Raw genomic sequence first — 23716 nt, 5'->3', positions numbered from 1 at the left:
ACGCGAGGCGAGTGTGCGGCCGGCCGCACACTCGACGCCGAACGTGCGGCTTGCCGCACACTCGACGCATAGAAAAAGCCCCCGCACGAGGCGGGGGCTTTTCCTACAGCGACTACCGGTAGTCGCTGTAGCCGTAGTCGTCCAGCGGAACCGCGGCACCGGCGGCCTGGCCGAAGTCCGGACTGTAGTACTGATCCTCGTAGGACGGGATCGTGTACGCGGCGGCCCGGGCCTCCTCGGTCGGCTGCACCTGGATGTTGCGGTACCGGTTGATACCGGTACCGGCCGGGATCAGCTTTCCGATGATCACGTTCTCCTTCAGACCCTTGAGCTTGTCGCTGCGGCAGTTGATCGCCGCATCGGTCAGCACTCGCGTGGTCTCCTGGAACGACGCCGCACTTAGCCACGAGTCGGTGGCGAGGCTCGCCTTCGTGATACCCATCAGCACCGGCCGGCCGGCCGCGGGCTCGCCGCCCTCGGCAACCACCCGGCGGTTCTCCGCTTCGAACCCGGCGCGTTCGATCAGAGAGCCGGGCAGGAACTCGGTGGAGCCGGAGTCGATGATGGTGACGCGACGCAGCATCTGGCGAACGATCACCTCGATGTGCTTGTCGTGGATCGACACACCCTGCGCCCGGTACACCTCCTGGACCTCGCGGACCAGGTGGATCTGCACCTCACGGGGGCCCTGCACCCGCAGCACCTCGTGCGGGTCGGCCGAGCCTTCCATCAGCTGCTGGCCCACCTCAACGTGGTCGCCGCCGGACAGCACCCGCTCGGAACCGTCTTCGTGCTTGAACACACGCAGCCGCTGCCGCTTGGAGAGCTTGTCGTAGACGACTTCCTCGCTGCCGTCATCGGGCACGACGGTGATCTTGTAGAAGCGCTCACCTTCCTCGAGCTGAATCCGCCCGGTGACGTCGGCGATCGGCGCCTTACCGCGCGGTACCCGCGCCTCGAACAGCTCCTGCACGCGGGGCAGACCGCCGGTGATGTCCTCACCGACACCACCCTGGTGGAAGGTACGCATGGTCAGCTGAGTACCGGGCTCGCCGATGGACTGCGCCGCGACGATACCGACGGCCTCACCGATGTCGACCAGCTTGCCGGTGGCCATCGACCGTCCGTAGCAGGTCGCGCACACCCCGGTGCCGGTGGTACAGGTGAGCACCGAGCGCACCTTGACCTGCGTGATGCCCGCGGCCAGCAGGGCCTCGATCGAGGGGTCACCCAGGTCCTCGCCGCGAGCGACGACGACGTTGCCGGCCTCGTCGACCGCGTCGGCGCCCAAAGTCCGTGCGTACGCCGAGGTTTCGATGTACGGGTCACGGATCAGCGTGCCGTCCGGCTGACGCTCGGCCAGCTCGACGATGATGCCCCGCTCGGTCTCGCAGTCGTGCTCGCGGACGATGACGTCCTGGCTCACGTCCACCAGACGACGAGTCAGGTACCCCGAGTCGGCGGTACGCAACGCGGTGTCCGCCAAGCCCTTTCGAGCGCCGTGCGTGTTGATGAAGTACTCCAGCACCGTCAGGCCCTCGCGGAACGACGACTTGACCGGACGCGGGATGAACTCACCCTTCGGGTTGGTCACCAGACCCTTCATGCCGGCCAGCGTTCGCGTCTGGGTGAAGTTACCCGTGGCACCCGAGTCGACGATCGTGATGATCGGGTTGTCGGCCGGGTAGTGCTCGCGGAGCGCCTGACCGACCTCGTCGGTGGCTTCCTTCCAGATCTCCACCAACGCCTCGTTGCGCTCGTCATGGTTCAAAGCACCACGCTGGAACTGCTTTTCGACCTTTTCGGCCCGCTCCTCGTACTGGTCGAGGATCTCCTTCTTGCGGGGCGGGACCAGCACGTCGGCCATCGACACGGTGACACCGCTGCGGGTCGCCCAGTAGAAACCGGCGTCCTTGAGCTTGTCCACGGTCTGCGCGACCACGATCATCGGGTAGCGCTCGGCCAGGTCGTTGATGATGGAGGCCTGGACCTTCTTGTGCATCTGCTTGTTCACGAACGGATAGCCCACCGGCAGCAGCTCGTTGAACAGGACCCGGCCCAGCGTCGTCTCGGCCATCCAGGCGTCCCCCGGCCGCCAGCCGTTGGCGCCGAACTGCTCGGCCTCGATCTCGGCAGGCGGACGCAGCTGGGTCAGCCGCACCTTGATCTTGGCCCGCACCGACAGCACACCGCGGTCCGAGGCCATGATGGCCTCGGCCGGTGACGAGTACACGCCCACCTCCGGCCTGTCCTTCGCGGCCGCAACGTATTCGCCTTTATCGCCGTCGACCTCGGTGGTCAGGTAGTACAGGCCGGTCACCATGTCCAGACGCGGCATGGCCAGCGGTCGGCCCGACGCGGGCGACAGGATGTTGTTCGAGGACAGCATCAGGATGCGGGCCTCGGCCTGCGCCTCGGCGGAAAGCGGCAGGTGCACCGCCATCTGGTCACCGTCGAAGTCGGCGTTGAACGCCTCGCAGACCAACGGGTGCAACTGGATTGCCTTGCCTTCCACCAGCATTGGCTCGAAGGCCTGGATGCCCAGGCGGTGCAGGGTCGGTGCACGGTTCAGCAGCACCGGGTGCTCGGCGATGACCTCCTCGAGGACGTCCCACACCTGCGGACGCTGACGCTCCACCATGCGCTTGGCGCTCTTGATGTTCTGCGCGTGATTGAGGTCCACCAGCCGCTTCATCACGAACGGCTTGAACAGCTCCAGCGCCATCAGCTTGGGCAGACCGCACTGGTGCAGCTTGAGCTGCGGGCCGACCACGATGACGCTGCGGCCCGAGTAGTCGACACGCTTACCGAGCAGGTTCTGACGGAACCGGCCCTGCTTGCCCTTGAGCAGATCGCTCAGCGACTTCAGCGGGCGGTTACCCGGCCCGGTGACCGGACGGCCGCGGCGGCCGTTGTCGAACAGCGCGTCCACGGACTCCTGCAACATCCGCTTCTCGTTGTTGACGATGATCTCGGGTGCACCGAGGTCGAGCAGCCTCTTGAGGCGGTTGTTCCGGTTGATCACCCGGCGGTACAGGTCGTTCAGGTCGGACGTGGCGAACCGGCCACCGTCGAGCTGCACCATCGGACGCAGTTCCGGCGGAATCACCGGTACGGCGTCGAGCACCATGCCCATCGGCGAGTTACCCGACTGCTGGAAAGCCGCGACGACCTTCAGACGCTTGAGCGCACGAAGCTTCTTCTGTCCCTTGCCATTACGAATGACGTCACGCAGCGTCTCGGCCTCGGCGTCGATGTCGAAGTTCTCGATCAGCTTCTGGATCGACTCCGCGCCCATAGCGCCGGTGAAGTACTCGCCGAAACGATCGATCAGCTCGCGGTAGAGGTTCTCGTCGACGATCAGCTGCTTGGGAGCCAACTTGGTGAACGTGGTCCAGATCTCCTCGAGCCGGTCCAGCTCACGCTGGGCCCGGTCGCGCAGCTGGCGCATCTCGCGCTCACCACCGTCGCGGACCTTGCGGCGCGCGTCGGCCTTGGCGCCTTCGGCCTCCAGCTCGGCCAGGTCGGCCTCCAGCTTTTGGGCGCGGGCCTCCAGGTCTGAATCGCGCTGGTCCTCGATGGCCTTGCGCTCCACCATCATCTCGGCCTCGAGAGTCGAGAGCTCGTTGTGGCGCATCTCGTCGTCGACCGCGGTGATGACGTAGGCGGCGAAGTAGATGATCTTCTCGAGATCCTTCGGCGCCAGGTCGAGCAGATAGCCCAACCGCGAGGGCACGCCCTTGAAGTACCAGATGTGCGTGACGGGTGCGGCCAGCTCGATGTGACCCATGCGCTCGCGGCGCACCTTGGCACGGGTCACCTCGACGCCGCAGCGCTCACAGATGATGCCCTTGAACCGGACCCGCTTGTACTTGCCGCAGTAGCACTCCCAGTCGCGAGTCGGTCCAAAGATCTTCTCGCAGAACAGGCCGTCCTTCTCCGGCTTCAGCGTGCGGTAGTTGATCGTCTCCGGCTTCTTGACCTCGCCGTAAGACCATTGCCTGATGTCCTCCGCGGTGGCCAGACCGATACGAAGTTCATCGAAGAAGTTGACGTCGAGCACGTAACTTCCTTTCCCCTTGCGGGTTTAGTTACCTAAAAGTGATTAAGCCAGGTCCTCAACAGAAGCAGATTCGTTGCGGGACAAGTTGATTCCCAGGTTTGCCGCGGCCCGCTCGAGGTCCTCGTCCTCGCCTTCGCGCAACTCGATCGCCGCGCCGTCCGAGGAGAGGACCTCGACGTTGAGGCACAGCGACTGCAGTTCCTTGAGCAACACCTTGAAGGACTCGGGGATGCCCGGCTCCGGGATGTTCTCGCCCTTGACGATCGCCTCGTAGACCTTGACCCGGCCGACGGTGTCGTCGGACTTGATGGTCAACAGCTCCTGCAGCGTGTACGCCGCGCCGTAGGCCTGCATGGCCCAGCACTCCATCTCACCGAAGCGCTGGCCACCGAACTGCGCCTTACCACCCAGCGGCTGCTGGGTGATCATCGAGTACGGGCCGGTGGAGCGGGCGTGGATCTTGTCGTCCACCAGGTGGTGCAGCTTCATGATGTACATGTAGCCAACGGTCACCGGGTACGGGAACGGCTCACCGCTGCGGCCGTCGAACAGCACCGCCTTGCCGTCGCCGTTGACCATGACGTCGCCGTCGCGGTTGGGCAGCGTGCAGGACAGCATGCCCTGCAGCTCCTCCTCCTTGGCGCCGTCGAACACGGGCGTCGACACGATCTGGTCCGGCTGCGCGTGCCGCAGCTCCTCGGGCAGGTTGGCCGCCCACTCGGGTCCGCCGTCGATGTTCCAGCCGGACTTGGCCACCCACCCCAGGTGGGTCTCCAGGATCTGACCGATGTTCATCCGTCGCGGCACACCGTGGGTGTTCAGGATGATGTCCACCGGCGTGCCGTCCGGCATGAACGGCATGTCCTCTTGCGGCAGGATCTTGCCGATGACGCCCTTGTTGCCGTGGCGTCCGGCCAGCTTGTCACCGTCGGAGATCTTCCGCTTCTGGGCCACGTAGACCCGCACCAGCTCGTTGACACCGGCCGGCAGCTCGTCGTCGTCCTCGCGGGAGAACACCCGGATGCCGATGACCTTGCCGGACTCGCCGTGCGGCACCTTCAGTGAGGTGTCGCGGACCTCGCGGGCCTTCTCACCGAAGATCGCCCGCAGCAGCCGCTCCTCCGGAGTCAGCTCCGTCTCCCCCTTCGGGGTGACCTTGCCGACCAGGATGTCGCCGTCGCGGACCTCGGCACCGATGCGCACGATGCCGCGCTCGTCGAGGTCGGCCAGCACCTCGTCGGAGACGTTCGGGATGTCCCGGGTGATCTCCTCGGCGCCCAGCTTGGTGTCGCGGGCGTCGATCTCGTGCTCTTCGATGTGGATCGAGGTGAGCACGTCCTCCTCAACCAGGCGGTTGGAGAGGATGATCGCGTCCTCGTAGTTGTGGCCCTCCCACGGCATGATCGCCACGAGCAGGTTCTTGCCCAGCGCCATCTCACCGTTCTCGGTGCACGGACCGTCGGCGATGACCTGGCCGGCCTCGACCCGGTCACCCGCGTCGACGATCGGCGACTGGTTGGCGCAGGTGCCGTGGTTGGACCGCTCGAACTTGCGCATCCGGTAGGTGTGCCGGGTGCCGTCGTCGGCCATCACGGTGACGTAGTCGGCGGAGACCTCCTCGATCACCCCGGACTTCTCCGCGACGACGACGTCGCCGGCGTCGATCGCCGCGCGCAGCTCCATACCGGTACCCACCAGCGGCGCCTCACTGCGTACCAGCGGAACCGCCTGGCGCTGCATGTTGGCGCCCATCAGGGCACGGTTGGCGTCGTCGTGCTCGAGGAACGGGATCATCGCGGTGGCCACCGACACCATCTGGCGCGGTGACACGTCCATGTAGTCAACCTCGGACGAGGGGACGTATTCGACCTCGCCCGCCTTCCGGCGGACCAACACACGCGACTCTTCGAACCGGCCCTTGTCGTCGATCGGCGAGTTGGCCTGAGCCACGACGTGGCGGTCCTCCTCGTCGGCGGTCAGGTAGTGGATCTCGTCGGTGACCACACCGTCGACCACCTTGCGGTACGGGGTCTCGATGAACCCGAACGGGTTCACCCGCGCGTACACCGACAGCGAGCCGATCAGACCGATGTTGGGACCCTCCGGGGTCTCGATCGGGCACATCCGGCCGTAGTGCGACGGGTGGACGTCACGAACCTCCAAGCCGGCGCGCTCACGGGACAGACCGCCGGGCCCCAGGGCCGAGAGGCGCCGCTTGTGGGTCAGCCCCGACAGCGGGTTGTTCTGGTCCATGAACTGACTCAGCTGGCTGGTGCCGAAGAACTCCTTGATCGCGGCGACGACCGGCCGGATGTTGATCAGGGTCTGCGGCGTGATGGCCTCGACATCCTGGGTGGTCATCCGCTCCCGGACGACGCGCTCCATCCTCGACATGCCGACCCGGATCTGGTTCTGGATCAGCTCACCGACGGTGCGCAACCGGCGGTTGCCGAAGTGGTCGATGTCGTCGGTCTCCACCGGCACCTCGGAGCCACCGGGGACAGTCATGACAGCCGGCTGGCCATCCGAACGGGCGTGGTGCAGGCGCACCAGGTACTCGATCGTGGCGACGACGTCTTCCTCGGTCAGCGTCGAGCTCGTGATCGGCTCGCCGACATTCAGCCCGAGCTTCTTGTTGACCTTGTAGCGGCCGACTCGGGCCAGGTCGTAGCGCTTCTCCTTGAAGAACAGGTTCTCCAGCAGGGTCTGCGCGGACTCCTTGGTCGGCGGCTCGCCCGGACGCAGCTTGCGGTAGATGTCCAGCAGCGCCTCGTCGGTGCCGGCGGTGTTGTCCTTCTCCAGCGTCGACATCATGATCTCGGAGAAGCCGAACCGCTCGGTGATCTGCTCGTTGCTCCAGCCCAGGGCCTTGAGCAGGACGGTGACCGGCTGACGGCGCTTGCGGTCGATGCGCACGCCGACGGTGTCGCGCTTGTCGACGTCGAACTCCAGCCACGCGCCCCGGCTGGGGATCACCTTGACGCTGTGCAGCAGCTTCTCGGTCGACTTGTCGATGGACTCGTCGAAGTACACACCGGGCGAGCGGACCAGCTGGCTGACCACCACGCGCTCGGTGCCGTTGATGATGAAGGTGCCCTTCTCGGTCATCATCGGGAAGTCACCCATGAACACCGTCTGGCTCTTGATCTCACCGGTGTTGTTGTTGATGAACTCGGCCGTGACGAACAGCGGGGCCGCGTACGTCATGTCCTTGTCTTTGCACTCGTCGACCGGCGCCTTGACCTCGTCGAAACGCGGGTCGGAGAACGACAGCGACATCGAGCCGGAGAAGTCCTCGATCGGCGAGAGCTCCAAGAGCACCTCTTCCAGGCCGCCCACCGGGGTGACCCCCGCCTTGCCCTCGGCGCGGTCGGCGGCGGCCGCACGCCACCGCGGCGCGCCGATCAACCACTCGAAGGAGTCGATCTGCACGTCAAGCAGGCCCGGAACCTCGAGTGGCTCGCGGAGCTTGGCGAAGGAAACTCGGTTGGGCGCTCCAGGCACTGAGCCGTTCGACGAACTTCCGTTAGAGGAATTTTGTGGGCGATCCGTCTTGCTCTGGCGGAAATCAGCCAAGATGCATCCTTCCAGCACCTCGTGCGACTCACGAAAGCCGGGAACACCGGCCAGCTCGCCGCGAATTGTGTCGGTTCGGCCGGCGAACGATCTGTCCGGATCTCACGCGCGCAACTAAAGAACTAAGCCACGTAAGGGGGCTCAGGCTTAGACCACGGTGTCAAGTGGCGGGTGAGGTGGGCAGGAGGTAGCCAGCGCAACGTCCAACAATAGCGCAGGACTGCGCATTCCTCAACTTCCCAGCACTGGCGGTCCAGGGATATCGACGCTGGCTGGCGATCCCGACTTCCCTTGAACAGTTCAGGTACATGCTGCCCAACAGACTGGCCCGTTTGGGGCCCGTCGTCAAGAGGGCGGGCCGCCGTGTTACGGGGAGTTGTCGAGGAACCCGCCGGGCCGACGCACTAGTCGCCGAACTCGTGCGCGCGGAACCTGCGAGTGCCTTCGAGGTCGTCGAGGATGGCGGCCTGAGCGTTCTTGGGCAGGGTGTGCAGAATCTCGCGCACCCGGGCCTGGCGGCGCGCGACGGCCTTGCGCTCGGGCATCCCCGGGGTCGCCAGGATCTGCGGCGGCACACCCTCGATCTCCTCGACGCCGCCGGCGTGGTGACCGGCATCGATCATGGCCTGCTCTTCGGCCATGGTCGCCTCGTCCTTTTCCTCGGACATGCCGATCGGCCCGATCCGGCGGCCGTTGAGGAACTGCCGCACCACCGGCTCGTCGCTGGTCAGCAGCACCTCGCGCGGGCCGAACATGACCAGCTTGCGGCGGAACAACATGCCCATGTTGTCCGGCACGGTGCGGGCGATGTTGATGTTGTGCGTCACGATCAGGACGGTGGCGTCGATCTGGGCGTTGATGTCCAGGATCAGCTGGCTCAGGTAGGCGGTACGAACCGGGTCCAGACCGGAGTCGGGCTCGTCGCACAGGATGATCTGCGGGTCCATCACCAGGGCGCGGGCCAGGCTGGCGCGCTTGCGCATACCGCCGGAGATCTCCCCGGGGAACTTCTTCTCGTCGCCGCCGAGGCCGACCAGGGTCAGCTTCTCCATGACGATGTCACGGATCTCGCCTTCCTTCTTCTTGGTGTGCTCGCGCAGCGGGAAGGCGGCGTTGTCGAACAGGTTCATCGAGCCGAACAGCGCGCCGTCCTGGAACATCACACCGAACAGCGTGCGGATCTCGTAGAGCTCCTTGGCCGAACACTGCAGGATGTCGGTGCCGTCGATGACGACCGAGCCGCGCTCCGGGCGCAACAAACCGATCAGCGACTTCAAAAACACCGATTTGCCGGTACCCGACGGCCCCAGCAGGACGCTGACCTCCCCGGCAGGGATTTCCAACGTCACGTCCTCCCAGATTCTCGAGGAACCGAAGGACTTCGTAAGTCCATTCACCTCGATTGCGACGCCCATGGGAAATCCTTCCGTCGACACTCGTGCCCGCCACCTGCCCTTTTGTGTGGCATGAGTCACTGTAGCGCACGCCCGCCACACGGCATCAGGGTTGCCGAACACAGCCGGTGGAAAATTGGCCGTCCGCAGACTCAGCCGGAAGCCCCGACGGCGCAAGTTATTTGACGTGCGTGTTAGCCAGCTGGCGCCCAGTTGCCGTGGAAGCCCATCGGCACCCGCTGCGGCAGATGGGCGGTGGCGACGTGCTCGAGTGTCTGCGCGTCCAGCAACAGCAATTGGCCTTCGTCGCGGCCGCGGTGATAGCCGAAGCCGATCAGGATGCCGTCGTCTTCGGCGCGTGCCGCGGGGTTGGGCACAAACGACATCTCGCCGAGCAAAAGGCCGGCATCGAGTTCGGCGACGGCGCTCGAGCCGGTGGCGTAGTCGTGTTTGTAGAGGGCGGTGGACATCTCGGATGCGCCGCTCGACAGGTAACCGCCGTCGGTGCCGATGGTGTAGCCGAACCGGTGCCGCCCGCCCAGCAAGGTCTCGTTGATACGCGGGAACTCCTGCGGGCGATCGTCGCGGCGTTCGCTGGTCACCGCCCCCGTGGCCAGGTTGAGCGTCCAGCGGTCCAGCGTCGGCCGGCTGTCGCCGGGACCGCGCAGGTCACGGTCGAACATCCGCGAGTAACGCACCACATCGAGCACCAAAACCTCTGCCCCGTCTTGCATTTCGGAGTAGGCGTTGAGCGGGTGGTAGACGTAGCAGGGCTCGATGTCGAACCAGCGCATGTCTCGATTGCCGCCGTCCCGTGGCATGACCCCGATGCGCGCCGGGTAGTCGTCGTCCCACTTGTAAGGCATCCGATCGATCGGCCGCCGATTGCGATTGAGCATCGTCGTCACCGGGCTGGGCAACCGCACGCGCCCGATGAGCGACTGCATGACCAGTCGTGCCGGCAGACTCAACCACCCGGGCACGTTCGCCGGCATCACCTGGACGGGGTCGAACGTGACCGGCAGGTCGTAGATCACCACATATTTGTCGGTCAGCGAAAAGTCGTGCATCATCGGCGACCCGCTCACCTCGATGTCGACGGTGCGCCGGGCTCGGCCCCGGGTGTCGATCACCGAGTACTGCACGGTCCGCCCGCGGGTGAACGAGTAGGACACCGCGTGCAATTCGCCGGTCCGCGGATCGGCGTGCGGATGGGCGGTGTATCCGCCGAACAGGGTTCCGCCGAAATCGCAGGGCCCTTCGGTGTCCAGCTCGTCGGTCAGCCGGTAGTTCGCCCCGCCGCCCTCGACGAGCGCAAGCGTTTGCCCGGCATGGCTCAGCACGTTGGTGTTGGGACCGACGGAGAGCATGCCGGCGCGCGGGTTCAGCCCGCTGGGCGCCGGCTCGCCGAGTTCGGCACAGACGTGGGCGGTGCGCACCCATCGGTTGCGATACCAGCATGCCTGGCCGTCGCGCAGGGCAACCCCGTGCACCATGCCGTCGCCGCTGAACCAGTGGTAGGTGGCGGGGTCGACCTCGGCGACCGGGTTCGGCCCGTTGCGCAGGTAGCGCCCGTCGAGGTGTCCGGGGATGCGCCCGGTGACCTTGAGGTCGGTGGCGGTGACCTCCGCGCTCACCGGGGCCAGGAAGCCTGCGAGGTAGGGATTCGGCGACTTGACGGTTTCTCTGGTCGTCACGGCTGAGCTCCTATAACATCGTTATTTCAATGTTATTGGCACGCTACGCCCCGGGTGGGAAGGTGGCAAGGATGACTTCGGAGATACAGGACGGCGTCCGCAGCGTCCGGGACGACATGCTGTCCGCGGCGGTCGACCTGCTGCACGAGGACGGCCCCGATGCGCTGCAGACCCGCAAGGTGGCCGGCGCCGCGGGCACCTCGACGATGGCGCTGTACACCCATTTCGGCGGGATGGGCGGGCTGATCGCGGAGGTGGCCGAGGAGGGCCTGCGGCAGTTCGACGCCGCGCTGGCCGTGACCGAAACCGACGATCCGGTCGCCGACCTGTTCGTGATCGGTGCGGCCTACCGGCGCTACGCGATCAAGTGCCCGCACATGTATCGGCTGATGTTCGGCAGCACCAGCGCGCACGGCATCAACGCGCCCGCCCACGATGTCCTGACGCTGACGGTCGCCGAGATCGAGCGGGGCTACCCCAGCTTTGCGCACGTCGTGCGCGCCGTACTCCGGTGCGTGCTGGCGGAGCGGATCGGCACCGGTGCGGCCGATGACGACGCGGCGGTGGTGGCGATAGCGGCCCAGTTCTGGGCGTCGATCCACGGGTTCGTCATGCTGGAGCTGGCCGGCTATTACGGCGATGACAGCTCCGCCGTCATCGCGGTGCTGGGTTCGATGACGTCGAACCTGCTTGTGGCGCTTGGGGATTCACCGGAGAAGGTGAACCGGTCGCAACGATCGGCCACGTTGCGCTGAGCGGACGCAAAAGCCCCCGACACGCGAGGCGTGCGGGGGCTTTTGTGTGCTCGGCAGAACTACTTGACGGTGACGGTGGCGCCGGCGCCCTCGAGCTTGGTCTTGGCCTCCTCGGCCGCCTCCTTGGCGACCTTCTCCAGCAGCGGCTTGGGCGCGCCGTCGACCAGGTCCTTGGCCTCCTTGAGGCCCAGGCCGGAGACGATCTCGCGGACCACCTTGATGACGCCGATCTTCTTGTCGCCGGCGGACTCGAGGATCACGTCGAATTCCGACTGCTCCTCGGCGGCCTCGGCGGGCGCGCCACCGGCGGCCGGGCCGGCCGCGGCGACGGCGACCGGGGCGGCCGCGGTGACCTCGAAGGTCTCCTCGAACTTCTTGACGAAGTCGGAGAGCTCCAGCAGGGTCATTTCCTTGAAAGCGTCGAGCAGGTCGTCGGTAGACATCTTTGCCATGGGTGTGGGTCCTTCCTGATTTCGGGTTGGGGTTTATTCGGCTTCGGCCGGGGTTTCCGGAGCCTCAGAGGGTGTTTCCGAAGCTGGTTCTGGGGCGGCTTCCGCGGCGGCGGCGGGTTCCGGGGCAGCGGGCTCGGCGGAAGCTGCCGGCCCCTCCGCGGCCTTCTTGTCCTGCAGCGCGGCCGCGAGCCGGGCGACCTGCGAAGCCGGAGCGCTGAACAGCCCGGCCGCCTTGGCGAGGTTGCCCTTCATCGCGCCGGCCAGCTTGGCCAGCAACACCTCGCGCGACTCGAGGTCGGCGATGCGCTCGACTTCGGCGACCGTCAGCGCGCGGCCGTCCATGTAACCGCCCTTGATGACCAGCGCCTTGTGTTCCTTGGCGAAGATCTTGATGGCCTTCGCGGCGTCGACCGGTTCCCCGGTGACGAACGCGATGGCCGTCGGACCGGCGAAGAGTTCGTCGAGACCCTCGACCCCGGCTTCCGAAGCAGCCCGTTTGACCAGCGTGTTCTTGGCCACCGAGTAGGTGGCCGCCCCGCCCAGCGAGCGCCGCAGCTCGGCCAGGTTGGCGACCGTCAGGCCGCGATACTCGGTGACCAGGGCCGCGGTCGATTCCTTGAACTGCTCGGCGATATCTGCAACGGCGGTGGCCTTGTCAGCCCTGGCCATGCCTACCTCCTGAAGTGAAAGTCATGCGACGTGTCATCTCGATTCCCCCGAAAAACGACGAACGCCCCGGCGCAGGAAGCGGCCGGGGCGTAAAAACACACCGGTGCGAACCGGCGCTGGTGCCTCGTCCTCCTGCGTGGGCCGCCGGGATGCTCCCGGACCTTCAACCGATTGCTCGGTGACCGACGGTCTTCGGTGGATCGGCTAACAGAATAGCGTGGCCTGCGCGGTCAGCCAAAACGGCGACCTCAGGTGACGGCTCAGGTGACGGCGATGCCGTGGTCCACGCAGCCGGCGTAGGGAGCTGTCCGCGGCGCATGCGGCGCGTCAGCCCAGGGCCGCGAGCCGGGCGGCGCCGATCAGACCGGCTGCACCGCCGAGCTCGCCGGGTACCACGCGCAGGCCGGACAAGAAGTCCAGTCCCGCGTAGTCGGCGAGCTTGGCCCGCAGCGGGTCGAAGAGCAGCGGACCGGACTTGGAGACCCCTCCCCCGATCACGACGAGGTCCAGATCGCAGACCGCGCCGACCGAGGCGATCATCGCGGCGAGAGCGTTGGCCGACCGGTGGAACGCCCGCTGCGCCAACGGGTCTCCGGCCGCCGCCGCAACGGCCAGGTCGCTGGCGCCCGCGCCGGGCGGTGCGGCCCATCCGTTTTCCCGCGCCCAGCGCACCATCCACGGCCCGGACGCCACCGTCTCCACGCAGCCGTGGCCGCCGCAGGTGCACGGCGAACCGTCCAGTTCGACCACGACGTGCCCGACGTGGCCGGCGTTGCCGGTGCGCCCCGTGTAGGGGACACCGTCGAGCACCAATCCGCCGCCCACCCCGGTGGAGACCACCATGCCCAACAGGAACCGGGCGTCCGGGCCCGTCCTGCGGCCCGCCCCAATCCAGTGCTCCCCCAACGCCATACACACGCCATCGCCACCCAGCGCGACCGGCAGCCCCGGCACCGTCGCGGCGACCCTGTCGCGTAGCGGGAAGCGGTCCCAGCCCGCGATGTTGATCGGGCTGACCGATCCGGTGCGCAGATCGATCGGCCCGGCCGAGGCGATGCCGACGGCGGTGATCGGGGCGTCGGCCGCCCGCAACGCGTCGGTGATCATGGCTTCGACGACGGCCCACACGTCGTCGGAGGCGGCCGTGGCCGGGGTGGGGCGGATCGCGGTATACGCGAGCGCACCATCCGAATCGACCAGTGCGGCGGCGATTTTGGTGCCGCCGATGTCCAAACAGAGGGTAAGCATGGCGCTCAGTGCCGGTGGGTGTTGTCGGGCTGGCGGGGGTCGCCGGGATGCTCGTAACCGGGTGCTAGCCACACCAGCTCGGCGCGGCGGGCATCCAGCCACAGCCGGAAGGCGCGCCGCCGCGCGGCGCCACGCAGATGTTCGGCGATCACCGATCGCACCTCATTCAGCGGTGATGCAACCAATACTGTTGTGCGCCAGCCACTTTGATCTCGCTGGGTTGCGACGAACCGCAGCGGGTTGCGGGCGTGATAGGCGGCCACCTCGTCATCGGTGACGTGCACCGCGGCGGTGACATCGGCGAACAGCGCCCGGGCGCGCGGATCGGCCAGCACGGCCGCGGCGACGCTGCCGATCTCCAGCCGCGCGGTCGCGTCGGGCAGCAACTCGGTCTCGGTCGGCGCGCCGCGTGCGGTCAGCCCGCGCGCGCCCGCCTCCGTGGCGATCACGCGTTGGGTGACGATCAGTTGGGTCAGCCAGCGCCGCAGCTGGCGGCCCTCGCCGGTGCCACCGGCCGGCAGCGCACCCGCTCCCCGGGCGGCGCGCAGCCGCGTTTCGGCCGCGTCGATTTCGGCGGACGACACGGGGATGCCGGCGACGGTCGCGATCGGGTGGTTGCTCATGTCACCGTCACCCGCACGGCGGGCGAGTAGATCAGCCGGCCGGCGCAGCCGATGCGTACCAGCGCCCACCACCGGCCGGGTTCCAGCCAGGCCGGCGGGGTCAAGCGAAAGCCGAGGTCGACGGTGCCGCGGGCGGGCAGGACCGCGCCGAGCGCGGCGGGGCCCATCCATTCCCAGGTGCCCCACGGGCTGATCAGATGCGCCTCCAGCCCGAGGTCGGCCCGGCCGTGGGTGCCGACCGTGACGGTCAGGTCGCCCGCTGCCCCGGGTCGCAGCGTGACCTCGCTGGGCCCGTCGGCAAGGTAGATCAGCTCGCCGGGGTCGACCGGTCCGCCGCCCACGGCCACCACGCACACGTCCTCCACCCCTTGCCGCCACGAAGCCGGGATCTCATCCCCGGCGAGGCGCAGCTCGGCCCGCACCGGATAGAGCCCGGGTTCGGCGCGGGGCGGGATCGACACCACGACGTCGGCCTCCAGGTGGTCGCCGCTGCACAGGGTCAACGGCAGCTCGGCGGGTGAAACCGACCAGCCGTCGGGGCACGCAAGGACGACCCCACCGCGCAGCGGGGCGTCGCTGCAGTCGCTGGCCGCGGTGAGGCGCAGGGTCATCTCGCCGCCCGGCCAGGCGCTGACCAGCGACGGGTGCAGGTGGGCGACCGCAGGCAGCCCACCGAGCGGCGCCGGACCCCGGTTGTGCAGCCAATAGCGGGCGTACAGGGGCTGGGCGGCCTCGGCGTGCGGAGCCAGGGCGGCGGCATCCGATATCGTCCCGGGCGTCTCGAAGCGGGCCAGCACGGTCGCCACCTGATAACCGTGCAGGTCGACCGAATCCAGGCGCCCGGTCGGTCTCTCCAGGAGATCGGCGCGCCGCAAGTCGCTGATCGCCGCGAAGTCCGAGCCGAGAACGACACGCGCGCGGGCCCCGGTCGTTTCCACCAGCCGCAGGGCGACCGCGTTCGGGTCGAGCGGCGCCGCGCTGCCCGCGGTCAGTGGATTGCCGGCGGCCTTGAGGGCCGCCAGGTGCACCGATTCGGCGGGCTCGACGCGCAGCAGCGAACCGGCCGGCGGCAGCGCGCCATGCCGCCGGCCTCCGGCGGCGACGAGCAACGGGTGGGAGAACTGTGCGCTGCGGGCGGGGATCTCGGCGCGCCGCCAGTCGCCCTGCCCGCTGACCAACGCGTACTCGAAGGCGTGGGTCCAGTGCTGGAGGCCGAAGTTGGAGCCGTCCGGCGCGGTGCGGCGCGGGTCGTCGATCCAGATGCCCGACGGCCAGCCGGTGCAGGAGCGCATCAGCGCGGTGTGCAGGGTGCCCTCGGTGTCGACGGCGAAGCTGGGCACCCCCCGGTTGAGCAGGGCGACGGTGCGGTCGTCGAATGCATCGGTTCCCGACGGGGGTTGTTGCGCGACGACGATCTCGGCGTCGCCGAGGTCGTCGGCCACCGAGGCGATCGCCGCCCGCAGGTCTTCCTCGTCGCGGCCGTCGATCACCAGCACGGGCAGCGCGCGCAGCGGGCGCAGGTCGGCGCCGGGCACCCACACCGCGGCCAGCTGCGTCTCGGCCGGCACCCACACCCTGGCCCGGCCGGACGCCGCCAGCTGACGGTCCAGTTCCTCGGCGTAGGCCGGATCGGCGTGGGCCAGCACCGCCCCGGTGAAAGCGTTGCGATCCGGCCCGCCCAGCGCGACGCGCACGTCGGGCAGATTGGAATCCACCGCGAGGTGGCCGTAGCGCGGCTTGTCCGCGGCGCTGCAGGTGGCCGTGACACCGGCACGAACCAGCGCCACCATCAGCTCACGCGCCAGCGGTCCGGACAGCGTCTCCGCCGGCGACACCACCTCGGCGACCGATATCGCCCGCACGTCGGCCCCCGAAACCCGGATCCGGGCCGCTGAGGACAGGCCGAACCAGCCGTACGCCGGGTTGTCCAAAGTCCACAGGTGCCGTGCGGTATCCACCGAGCGGGAGCCCTCGTGCAGCAACGCGAAACCCCGGCCCACGACGGCGTCGCCCACTTCGCTGACCGGCATGGCGCCCGGCACCGGGCACGGCCAGCGCAGCCGCACCAGCTGATCGGCGCCGGTGAACTCGTCGATCGTGGTGCGGCAGGCCACCCGCGCGACGCCCCGCCACAGCGTCAGGGTTTGGGTGTAGCGCAGCAACGTGCCGACCCGGCCGCGCACCACCACCCGCTGACCGAGGGGACCGTGGTAGGCCTGCACCCGCGCCCGTGCTTGCGACGAGCACACCACCGGCCCCTTGGGCAGCAGATGCCACGGGCCCTCGCCCTGCGTCGGGTGCGACGGGTATTCCTCGTAGACGGCGAGCTCGTTGCCCACCCGGCCGTCCGCGATCAGCTCGCGGCCCCCCGGGCCAGACAGGTCGATCAGCGAGGCGACCGCCCCGCCGCGGGCGGCGTCGACCTCGATCCGGTAGTGCTCGTTGGCGATCATCGATCCCGGCACCGGCGCCCAGCCGCTCGCCCGGTCGGCTTTATCGGTGGGAGCCAGCCGGTAGGTTTGCCAGCCCAGCGACGGGACGTCGCGGGCCAGCCAGGTGACCGAACTGCCGTCGTGCTCGACAAGCGCGGGCAGCTCGGCGCCGTCGGCGTCCAGCACCCGCGCGCCCGCGCGCAGCGGCGGATCGACCCGGGCGGTGACGATGTCGGTGCGCCGGTGGGCCAGCGAGTTCCACACGATGACGTCCCCGGAATCACCGATCGCCCCCGACAGCAGCGCCAGTGAGTTGTCCCGGGCCGCGCGACCCAACTCCCACGCGTCACGCCAGCCGGTCAACAGGTCGAGGTAGACCTGGTCGGACTCCGAGCCGGTGATCGCGTCGTGGTGCGCGCCGTAGGCCAGCTGCACCCACGCCTTGGCCAAGGCGGCATGCGGGTAGTCGGCGCCGGTCATCAGCGCCGCGAACACCGCGAAGCGCTCGGCCGCCAAGACGGCGTTCTCCGCGGCCCGGTTGGCTTGTTTGGTGTCGATGTGGGACACGTCCTTGCCGGTGTAGATCGGGTTCATGTCGCGGGTCTGCGGCGACGGCGCACACTCACGCTGCGCCAGTTCGGCGCGCACCGCCGCAAAGAATTCGCGCGGCAGCGCGCACACGAATCGCGGCCAGGTGTAGCGGGCGGCCCAGGCGCGATGGATGGCGGTGACCCACGTGTTGGGCGGGGTGTAGTCGGTGCCGACGGGCAGCAGCACATTGCGGGTCAGCGCGACCTTTTTGAGCTGATCGAACAGCTCGTACGTGGCGTCCTCGGCCTCGCCCAGCGACGTCGCGGAATCCATCCACCAGCCCGCCGAGTAATGCGCGGGCATGTAGTGGGTGAGCAGGCCGCGGCCCGACGGCGAGATCCACTCGAACTCGCTGCAGAACTGCATGCCGCCCAGTCCGCCGTCGCTGTGCGTCGGGCCCCACTGGTGGTGCGGTCCCCGGGCCCACGAGCTCGAAGTCAGGCCGGCGTCGGCGGCCAGCCCGGGGAACTGCGGGTCGTGGCCGAACACGTCCAGCTGCCACGCGGTCGCCGGGTCGGCACCCAGGATGTGACGCTGAAAGCCCATGCCGTGCACCAGGTTTCGAATGGTCGTTTCCGGGCTGGTCAGATTGGTGTTGGGTTCGTTGTAGGTGCCGCCCATCACCTCGACGCGGCCCTGCGTGATGAACCGCCGCAGGTCGGCGCGGTCCTCGGGGCGGGTGTCCCAGTACGGCTTGAGGTAGTCCACCTCCGCGAGCACGAACTTGTACTCGGGCTCGCGGCGCGCCATCTCCAGGTGTGCGTGCACGAGTTCGAAGCCGTTGGTCTGCCGGGCCCGCCCCGGCGGATCCTCGATCCACTCGCTGGTATAGGCGCCCTGGGTGTTCCACCACACCGGGTCGTAGTGGAAATGACTGACCATGAACATGGTCCAGCCGGGCTCGGCGATGGTGAAGTCAAACGGCAGTCGCGCACCGCCGGCGTGCACCCGCGCGGGCCGGCGCTCACCGACCACCGGATGGTCCACGGTGACCGGGACCTCGATCACTTCCCGGCCGGCCTCGGCGAGGATCTGTCCGCCCAGTCGGTCGCCGTCGATGCGGATCGGCGTCGGCTCGGCGCACCCTGAGACCGAGACCCGGACCAGCTGCAGCGGGGCGTCCGGCGGCCCGACGAATAGCTCGGTCGAGCGCGCCGAAACCAGCTGCATCCCCGCACTTTACGGCGTGTGGGCGAACTACGATCGGACAATGCCCGCCCTCGCCCGGCCCGTGGCCGACGAACGCAGCGCCCTGCGTGAATTCCTCGCGTTCCACCAAAGCGCGTATTTCGCCGTCTCGCACGGCCTCACCGACGAACAGGCCCGGTCCACGCCCTCGGTCAGCGCGCTGTCGATCGGCGGGCTGGTCAAGCACGCCACCGGGATGCAGCGCAGCTGGATGGCGCGCGTCGCCGCCGCGCCGGATGCGCCGCCGAAAGACACCCGCCCCTTCGAGCAGATCAGTAAGGAGTTCGCGGACCAGCACGTGATGCGGCCCGACGAGACGCTGGACGGGCTGCTGCGGGCATTCGAGGCGCAGAACGCCGAATCGCTTCGGCTGGCCGAGACCGCGGACCTCGACGCCGCGGTGCCCGTTCCGCGGGACATCCCGTGGTTCCCGAAGGACCAGGAGGCCTGGTCGGTGCGCTGGGTGATCCTGCACGTGATCAACGAGCTGGCGCGGCACGCCGGGCACGCCGACATCATCCGGGAGACGATCGACGGCGCCACCATGTATGAGCTGATCGCCGGGCTCGAGGGCTGGGCGATCCAGGGGTGGGTGCGGCCGTGGCGAAGCGGGCATCGGCCCCGGTAGAGATTGGGACTTGCCAGAGCCGATTTGGCAGACTGCTGGAATGAGTTCTACCAAACATCGAGAGGTGGCCAAGCTGGACCGGGTGCCGTTGCCGGTCGAAGCGGCCCGGGTAGCGGTGACAGGCTGGCAGGTCACCCGCTCCGCCGCTCGTGTCGTCACCAAACTGTCGGGCCGGGGGCCGTGGCAGCAGAAGGTGATCAAACAGCTCCCACAGACCTTCGCCGACCTGGGACCCACGTACGTGAAGTTCGGGCAGATCATCGCGTCCAGCCCCGGGGCGTTCGGCGAATCGCTGTCCCGGGAGTTTCGTGGCCTGCTGGACCGGGTGCCACCCGCCGACTCCGGCGAGGTGCACAAGCTGTTCATCGACGAGCTCGGGGCCGACCCGTCCGAGCTGTTCGCCACCTGGGACGAAGAGCCGTTCGCCTCGGCGTCCATCGCCCAGGTGCACTACGCGACCCTGCACAGCGGTGAGGAGGTCGTCGTCAAGATCCAGCGGCCGGGCATTCGCCGCCGGGTCGCCGCCGACCTGCAAATCCTCAAGCGCTTCGCCCAGGCCGTCGAGGTGGCCAAGCTGGGCCGCCGGCTTTCCGCGCAGGACGTCGTCGCCGACTTCTCCGGCAACTTGGCCGAGGAGCTGAATTTCCGGCTCGAGGCGCAGTCGATGGAGGCCTGGGTGTCGCACCTGCACGCCTCCGCGCTGGGCCAGGGCATCCGGGTGCCGCAGGTGTATTGGGACTTCACCAGCGACCGGGTGCTGACGATGGAGCGGGTGTCGGGCATCCGCATCGACGACGTCGCCGCCATCCGCAAGGCCGGGTTCGACGGCGTTGAGCTGGTGAAGGCGCTGCTGTTCTCGCTCTTCGAAGGCGGGCTGCGGCACGGGCTGTTCCACGGCGACCTGCACGCGGGCAACCTCTACGTCGACGATCAGGGCCGCATCGTGTTCTTCGACTTCGGCATCATGGGCCGCATCGACCCGCGCACCCGTTGGTTGCTGCGCGAATTGGTGTACGCGTTGCTGGTCAAGAAGGACCACGCCGCGGCGGGAAAGATCGTGGTGCTGATGGGCGCCGTCGGCACCATGAAGCCCGAGGCCGAGGCCGCCAAGGACCTGGAGCGTTTCGCCACCCCGCTGACCATGCAGACGTTGGGTGACATGTCGTACGCCGACATCGGCCGGCAGTTGTCGACGCTGGCCGACGCCTACGACGTCAAGCTGCCCCGCGAGCTGGTGCTGATCGGCAAGCAGTTCCTCTACGTCGAGCGCTATATGAAGCTGCTGGCGCCCAAGTGGCAGATGATGTCGGATCCGCAATTGACGGGGTATTTCGCGAACTTCATGGTCGAAGTCAGCCGCGAACACTCCTCCGACGTAGAGGTATAGGAGCGCTGCGGTGCAGGTCCGCACGGGGCATGCCATATCAGGCGACCTAAAGCTGTACTACGAGGACATGGGTGACATCGACGACCCGCCCGTCCTGCTGATCATGGGGCTGGGAGCCCAGCTGCTGCTGTGGCGGATCCCGTTCTGCGAGAAGCTGGTCAGCCGCGGCCTGCGTGTCATCCGGTACGACAACCGCGACGTCGGCCTGTCCAGCAAGACCCGCTATGGCGGTAGCTCGGGGCAGCCGCTGGCGACGCGGTTGGTCCGGTCCTGGCTTGGCCTGCCCAGCCGGGCGGTGTACCGGCTCGAGGACATGGCCGACGACGCCGCGGCCGTGCTGGATCATCTGGACATCGACCGTGCCCATGTCGTGGGCGCGTCGATGGGCGGCATGATCGCCCAGATCTTCGCCGCGCGATTCCGCGAGCGGACCACCACCCTGGCGGTCATCTTCTCCAGCAACAATTCGGCTCTGCTGCCGCCGCCGGCGCCGCGCGCGTTGCTGGCGCTGCTGAAGGGGCCGCCGCCGAACTCGCCGCGCGAGGTGGTCATCGACAATGCGGTGCGCGTCGGCAAGATCATCGGGAGCCCGCGCTACCGGGTGGCCGACGAGCAGGCCCGCGCCGAGGCCGCGGAGGGCTACGACCGCAATTACTACCCGCAGGGCGTCGCGCGGCATTTCGCCGCGGTGCTCGGCAGCGGCAGCCTGCGGCGCTACAACCGCGGGACCGTCGCCCCCACCGTGGTGATCCACGGCCGGGCGGACAAGCTGATGCGGCCCTTCGGAGGCCGCGCGGTGGCCCGGGCGATCGATGGCGCCCGACTGGTGGTATTCGACGGCATGGGTCATGATCTGCCACAGCAGTTGTGGGATCAGGTGGTCGGCGTGCTGGCAAACAACTTCGGCAAGGCGTGCTGAGGCGAAAAGTATCCCGTAGACACATTTCTTCGCAGTTTCAGTCCCTGTCACAGGGTTGTACGGTTGTCGAAGGAGGGTGGGTGTACCAATGGTCAGGCTGGAGCCGTATTACGAAGAGTCGCAGGCAACCTACGACATTTCGGACGACTTCTTCGCGTTGTTCCTTGACCCCAATATGGTGTACACCTGCGCCTATTTCGAAACCGACGACATGACGCTGGAAGAGGCACAGCTTGCCAAGCTGGATCTGGGACTGGACAAGCTGAACCTCGAGCCGGGAATGACGGTGCTCGATGTCGGCTGCGGCTGGGGCGGGGCGGTGGTCCGAGCTGTGGAGAAGTACGACGTGAATGCCATCGGCATCACGCTCAGCCGCAACCACCACGCGCGCACCGAAGCGAGGCTGGCCGCGATCCCGACGACTCGGCGAGCCGAGGCCCGGCTGCAAGGTTGGGAGGAGTTCGACGAACACGTCGATCGGATCATCAGCTTCGAGGCCTTCGACGCATTCAAAAAGGAACGCTGGCCCGCGTTCTGGGATTGGGCGTACGAGACCCTCCCCGGCGACAGCCGGATGCTGATGCACAGCATATTTACGCACCCGCAGTCGCACTGGAGGGAAGTCGGCATCAAAATCACGATGTCAGACCTGCGTTTCCTGCACTTCCTCGGCAAGGAAATCTTTCCCGGCGGGCAGATGTGCGGCGAATCCGACATCGTCGACTTGTCGCGAGCAAGCGGTTTCTCGCTCGAGCAGACCCAATACCTACAGCCGCATTACGCCCGGACCCTGGACACGTGGGCGGCCAACCTGCAGGCCAATCGCGAACGCGCCATCGCCATCCAGTCCGAAGAGGTCTACGACCGCTTCATGCGCTACCTGACCGGCTGCGCGGGCCTTTTCCGCAAAGGCATCTCCAACGTGGCCCAGTACACTCTCACCAAGTAGCGCCGGAAAACGTAGACTTTGCATCCGCGGTTGGGCCCCGCGACGCGCACTTCCACCCTTAGCAAACGACGCCCCGACGTTGGTATCGTTGCCGGTCACACAGGACCCCTCGATGCGTACGTGAGTAGAGGCAGTAAACGTCATCCAGGAGAACAGGACGAAAATGGCTGAGCACACGACTGGCCCGACGAAGACGCGAACGCGTTCGGAGGACATCCAGGCGCATTACGACGTCTCCGACGATTTCTTCGGGCTGTTCCAGGACCCGTCGCGGATCTACAGTTGCGCGTACTTCGAGCGCGACGACATGACCCTGGAGGAAGCGCAGTACGCCAAGATCGACCTCAATCTCGACAAGCTGGACCTGAAGCCGGGCATGACCCTGCTGGACATCGGCTGCGGCTGGGGCACGACCCTGAAACGCGCCGTCGAGCGGTTCGACGTCAACGTCATCGGCCTGACGCTGTCCAAGAACCAGCACGCCCGCGCCGCGGCGTTGCTCGCTTCCATCGACAGCAACCGCTCGCGCGAGGTCCGTCTGCAGAACTGGGAGGACTTCGACGAGCCGGTCGACCGCATCGTGTCGATCGAGGCCTTCGAGCACTTCGGCCACGAGAACTACGACGACTTCTTCAAGCGGACCTACGACATCATGCCCGACGACGGCCGGATGACGGTCCAGAGCAGTGTCAGCTACCACCCGTACGATCTTGCCGCGCGCGGCAAGAAGCTGAGCTTCGAGACGGCGCGGTTCATCAAGTTCATCGTCACCGAGATCTTCCCCGGCGGCCGGCTGCCCTCCACCCAGATGATGGTCGATCACGGTGAAAAGGCCGGTTTTGTTGTGCCCGAACCGATTTCGCTGCGGCCGCATTACATCAAGACCCTGCACATCTGGGGTGACACGCTCGAGTCGAACCGGGACAAGGCCATCGAGGCCACGTCCGAAGAGGTCTACAACCGCTACATCAAGTACCTGCGCGGCTGCGAGCACTATTTCACCGAGGAGATGCTCGACGTCAGCCTGGTGACCTACCTCAAGCCGGGTGCGGCCGCCTGATTCCCCCGAGCCTGTCGGATTAGCGCTGCGCGGTTCGTCGAGTAGGTAGAGAGTGGAGCAGACGGCTTCGCTCACTACCGGAGGT

Annotated in this window: 15 protein-coding genes; 6 read left to right on the top strand and 9 right to left on the bottom strand. The window is 67.5% G+C overall.

Going from position 1 to position 23716, the window contains the following annotated elements:
- Window positions 1–112 precede the first annotated feature (112 nt).
- From EPN51_RS00205 to EPN51_RS00190, 4 genes are all read right to left on the bottom strand, one after another.
- A complete protein-coding gene (locus EPN51_RS00205; RefSeq protein ID WP_293034718.1) occupies window positions 113–4063 on the bottom strand; it encodes a DNA-directed RNA polymerase subunit beta' in 3951 nt (1316 codons plus the stop codon).
- 42 nt (window positions 4064–4105) lie between these two features.
- A complete protein-coding gene (locus EPN51_RS00200) occupies window positions 4106–7639 on the bottom strand; it encodes a DNA-directed RNA polymerase subunit beta (protein ID WP_293034716.1) in 3534 nt (1177 codons plus the stop codon).
- 404 nt (window positions 7640–8043) lie between these two features.
- Window positions 8044–9054 carry an ATP-binding cassette domain-containing protein gene (locus EPN51_RS00195; RefSeq protein ID WP_293034714.1) on the bottom strand — a complete coding sequence of 337 codons (1011 nt, stop codon included), beginning with the start codon at window positions 9052–9054 and terminating at the stop codon, window positions 8044–8046.
- Between the two features lie 173 nt (window positions 9055–9227).
- The gene (locus EPN51_RS00190; RefSeq protein WP_293034712.1) at window positions 9228–10730 is read right to left on the bottom strand and encodes a carotenoid oxygenase family protein; all 1503 of its coding nucleotides are present in this window, start codon (window positions 10728–10730) and stop codon (window positions 9228–9230) included.
- A 71-nt stretch (window positions 10731–10801) separates the two neighbouring features.
- Here EPN51_RS00190 and EPN51_RS00185 point away from each other — a divergent pair, with 71 nt between their 5' ends.
- A complete protein-coding gene (locus EPN51_RS00185; RefSeq protein ID WP_293034710.1) occupies window positions 10802–11485 on the top strand; it encodes a TetR/AcrR family transcriptional regulator in 684 nt (227 codons plus the stop codon).
- A 59-nt stretch (window positions 11486–11544) separates the two neighbouring features.
- On the opposite strand, the gene rplL is transcribed toward EPN51_RS00185, so the two are convergent.
- The 5 genes from rplL to EPN51_RS00160 form a co-directional block, all read right to left on the bottom strand.
- Entirely contained in the window at window positions 11545–11937 is a 393-nt protein-coding gene (gene rplL / locus EPN51_RS00180) for a 50S ribosomal protein L7/L12 (RefSeq protein ID WP_293034708.1), read from the bottom strand.
- Window positions 11938–11970: 33 nt separating this feature from the next.
- Window positions 11971–12606 (bottom strand): 50S ribosomal protein L10, encoded by a 636-nt coding sequence (gene rplJ / locus EPN51_RS00175; protein ID WP_293034706.1) that lies wholly within the window; start codon window positions 12604–12606, stop codon window positions 11971–11973.
- A 327-nt stretch (window positions 12607–12933) separates the two neighbouring features.
- Complete coding sequence (locus EPN51_RS00170) at window positions 12934–13854, bottom strand: ROK family protein (protein WP_293034704.1); 921 nt, start codon at window positions 13852–13854, stop codon at window positions 12934–12936.
- A gap of 5 nt (window positions 13855–13859) precedes the next feature.
- Window positions 13860–14477: a malonyl CoA-ACP transacylase gene (locus tag EPN51_RS00165; RefSeq protein WP_293034702.1), complete on the bottom strand. Its 618-nt coding sequence runs from the start codon at window positions 14475–14477 to the stop codon at window positions 13860–13862.
- Entirely contained in the window at window positions 14474–18670 is a 4197-nt protein-coding gene (locus EPN51_RS00160; RefSeq protein WP_293034700.1) for an NEW3 domain-containing protein, read from the bottom strand. Before EPN51_RS00160 ends, EPN51_RS00165 begins: the two co-directional genes overlap by 4 nt.
- 61 nt (window positions 18671–18731) lie before the next feature.
- Between EPN51_RS00160 and EPN51_RS00155 the strand changes: the two genes are divergently transcribed.
- The 5 genes from EPN51_RS00155 to mmaA4 all read left to right on the top strand — a co-directional run bounded on the left by EPN51_RS00155 (window position 18732) and on the right by mmaA4 (window position 23631).
- Complete coding sequence (locus EPN51_RS00155; protein ID WP_293034839.1) at window positions 18732–19316, top strand: DinB family protein; 585 nt, start codon at window positions 18732–18734, stop codon at window positions 19314–19316.
- A 40-nt stretch (window positions 19317–19356) separates the two neighbouring features.
- Window positions 19357–20703: an AarF/ABC1/UbiB kinase family protein gene (locus EPN51_RS00150; protein ID WP_293034698.1), complete on the top strand. Its 1347-nt coding sequence runs from the start codon at window positions 19357–19359 to the stop codon at window positions 20701–20703.
- A gap of 10 nt (window positions 20704–20713) precedes the next feature.
- A complete protein-coding gene (locus EPN51_RS00145) occupies window positions 20714–21622 on the top strand; it encodes an alpha/beta hydrolase (RefSeq protein WP_293034696.1) in 909 nt (302 codons plus the stop codon).
- 88 nt (window positions 21623–21710) lie between these two features.
- Complete coding sequence (locus tag EPN51_RS00140) at window positions 21711–22571, top strand: cyclopropane mycolic acid synthase family methyltransferase (RefSeq protein WP_293034694.1); 861 nt, start codon at window positions 21711–21713, stop codon at window positions 22569–22571.
- Between the two features lie 163 nt (window positions 22572–22734).
- Window positions 22735–23631, top strand: a complete 897-nt coding sequence (gene mmaA4, locus EPN51_RS00135) for a hydroxymycolate synthase MmaA4 (protein WP_293034692.1) — start codon at window positions 22735–22737, stop codon at window positions 23629–23631.
- The last annotated feature ends 85 nt before the right edge of the window (window positions 23632–23716 follow it).

This window comes from Mycobacterium sp., from assembly GCF_004298145.1.
Lineage (GTDB): Bacteria > Actinomycetota > Actinomycetes > Mycobacteriales > Mycobacteriaceae > Mycobacterium.
This window is presented reverse-complemented; position numbering and strand designations above follow the sequence as displayed.

Excerpts from the sequence above, each read along its gene's own strand:
- rplL (WP_293034708.1), bottom strand. The coding sequence starts at position 11,937 with ATGGCAAAGATGTCTACCGACGACCTGCTCGACGCTTTCAAGGAAATG.
- EPN51_RS00150 (WP_293034698.1), top strand. The coding sequence starts at position 19,357 with ATGAGTTCTACCAAACATCGAGAGGTGGCCAAGCTGGACCGGGTGCCG.
- EPN51_RS00160 (WP_293034700.1), bottom strand. The coding sequence starts at position 18,670 with ATGCAGCTGGTTTCGGCGCGCTCGACCGAGCTATTCGTCGGGCCGCCG.
- mmaA4 (WP_293034692.1), top strand. The coding sequence starts at position 22,735 with ATGGCTGAGCACACGACTGGCCCGACGAAGACGCGAACGCGTTCGGAG.
- EPN51_RS00195 (WP_293034714.1), bottom strand. The coding sequence starts at position 9,054 with ATGGGCGTCGCAATCGAGGTGAATGGACTTACGAAGTCCTTCGGTTCC.
- EPN51_RS00185 (WP_293034710.1), top strand. The coding sequence starts at position 10,802 with ATGACTTCGGAGATACAGGACGGCGTCCGCAGCGTCCGGGACGACATG.
- EPN51_RS00140 (WP_293034694.1), top strand. The coding sequence starts at position 21,711 with ATGGTCAGGCTGGAGCCGTATTACGAAGAGTCGCAGGCAACCTACGAC.
- EPN51_RS00165 (WP_293034702.1), bottom strand. The coding sequence starts at position 14,477 with ATGAGCAACCACCCGATCGCGACCGTCGCCGGCATCCCCGTGTCGTCC.
- EPN51_RS00170 (WP_293034704.1), bottom strand. The coding sequence starts at position 13,854 with ATGCTTACCCTCTGTTTGGACATCGGCGGCACCAAAATCGCCGCCGCA.
- rplJ (WP_293034706.1), bottom strand. The coding sequence starts at position 12,606 with ATGGCCAGGGCTGACAAGGCCACCGCCGTTGCAGATATCGCCGAGCAG.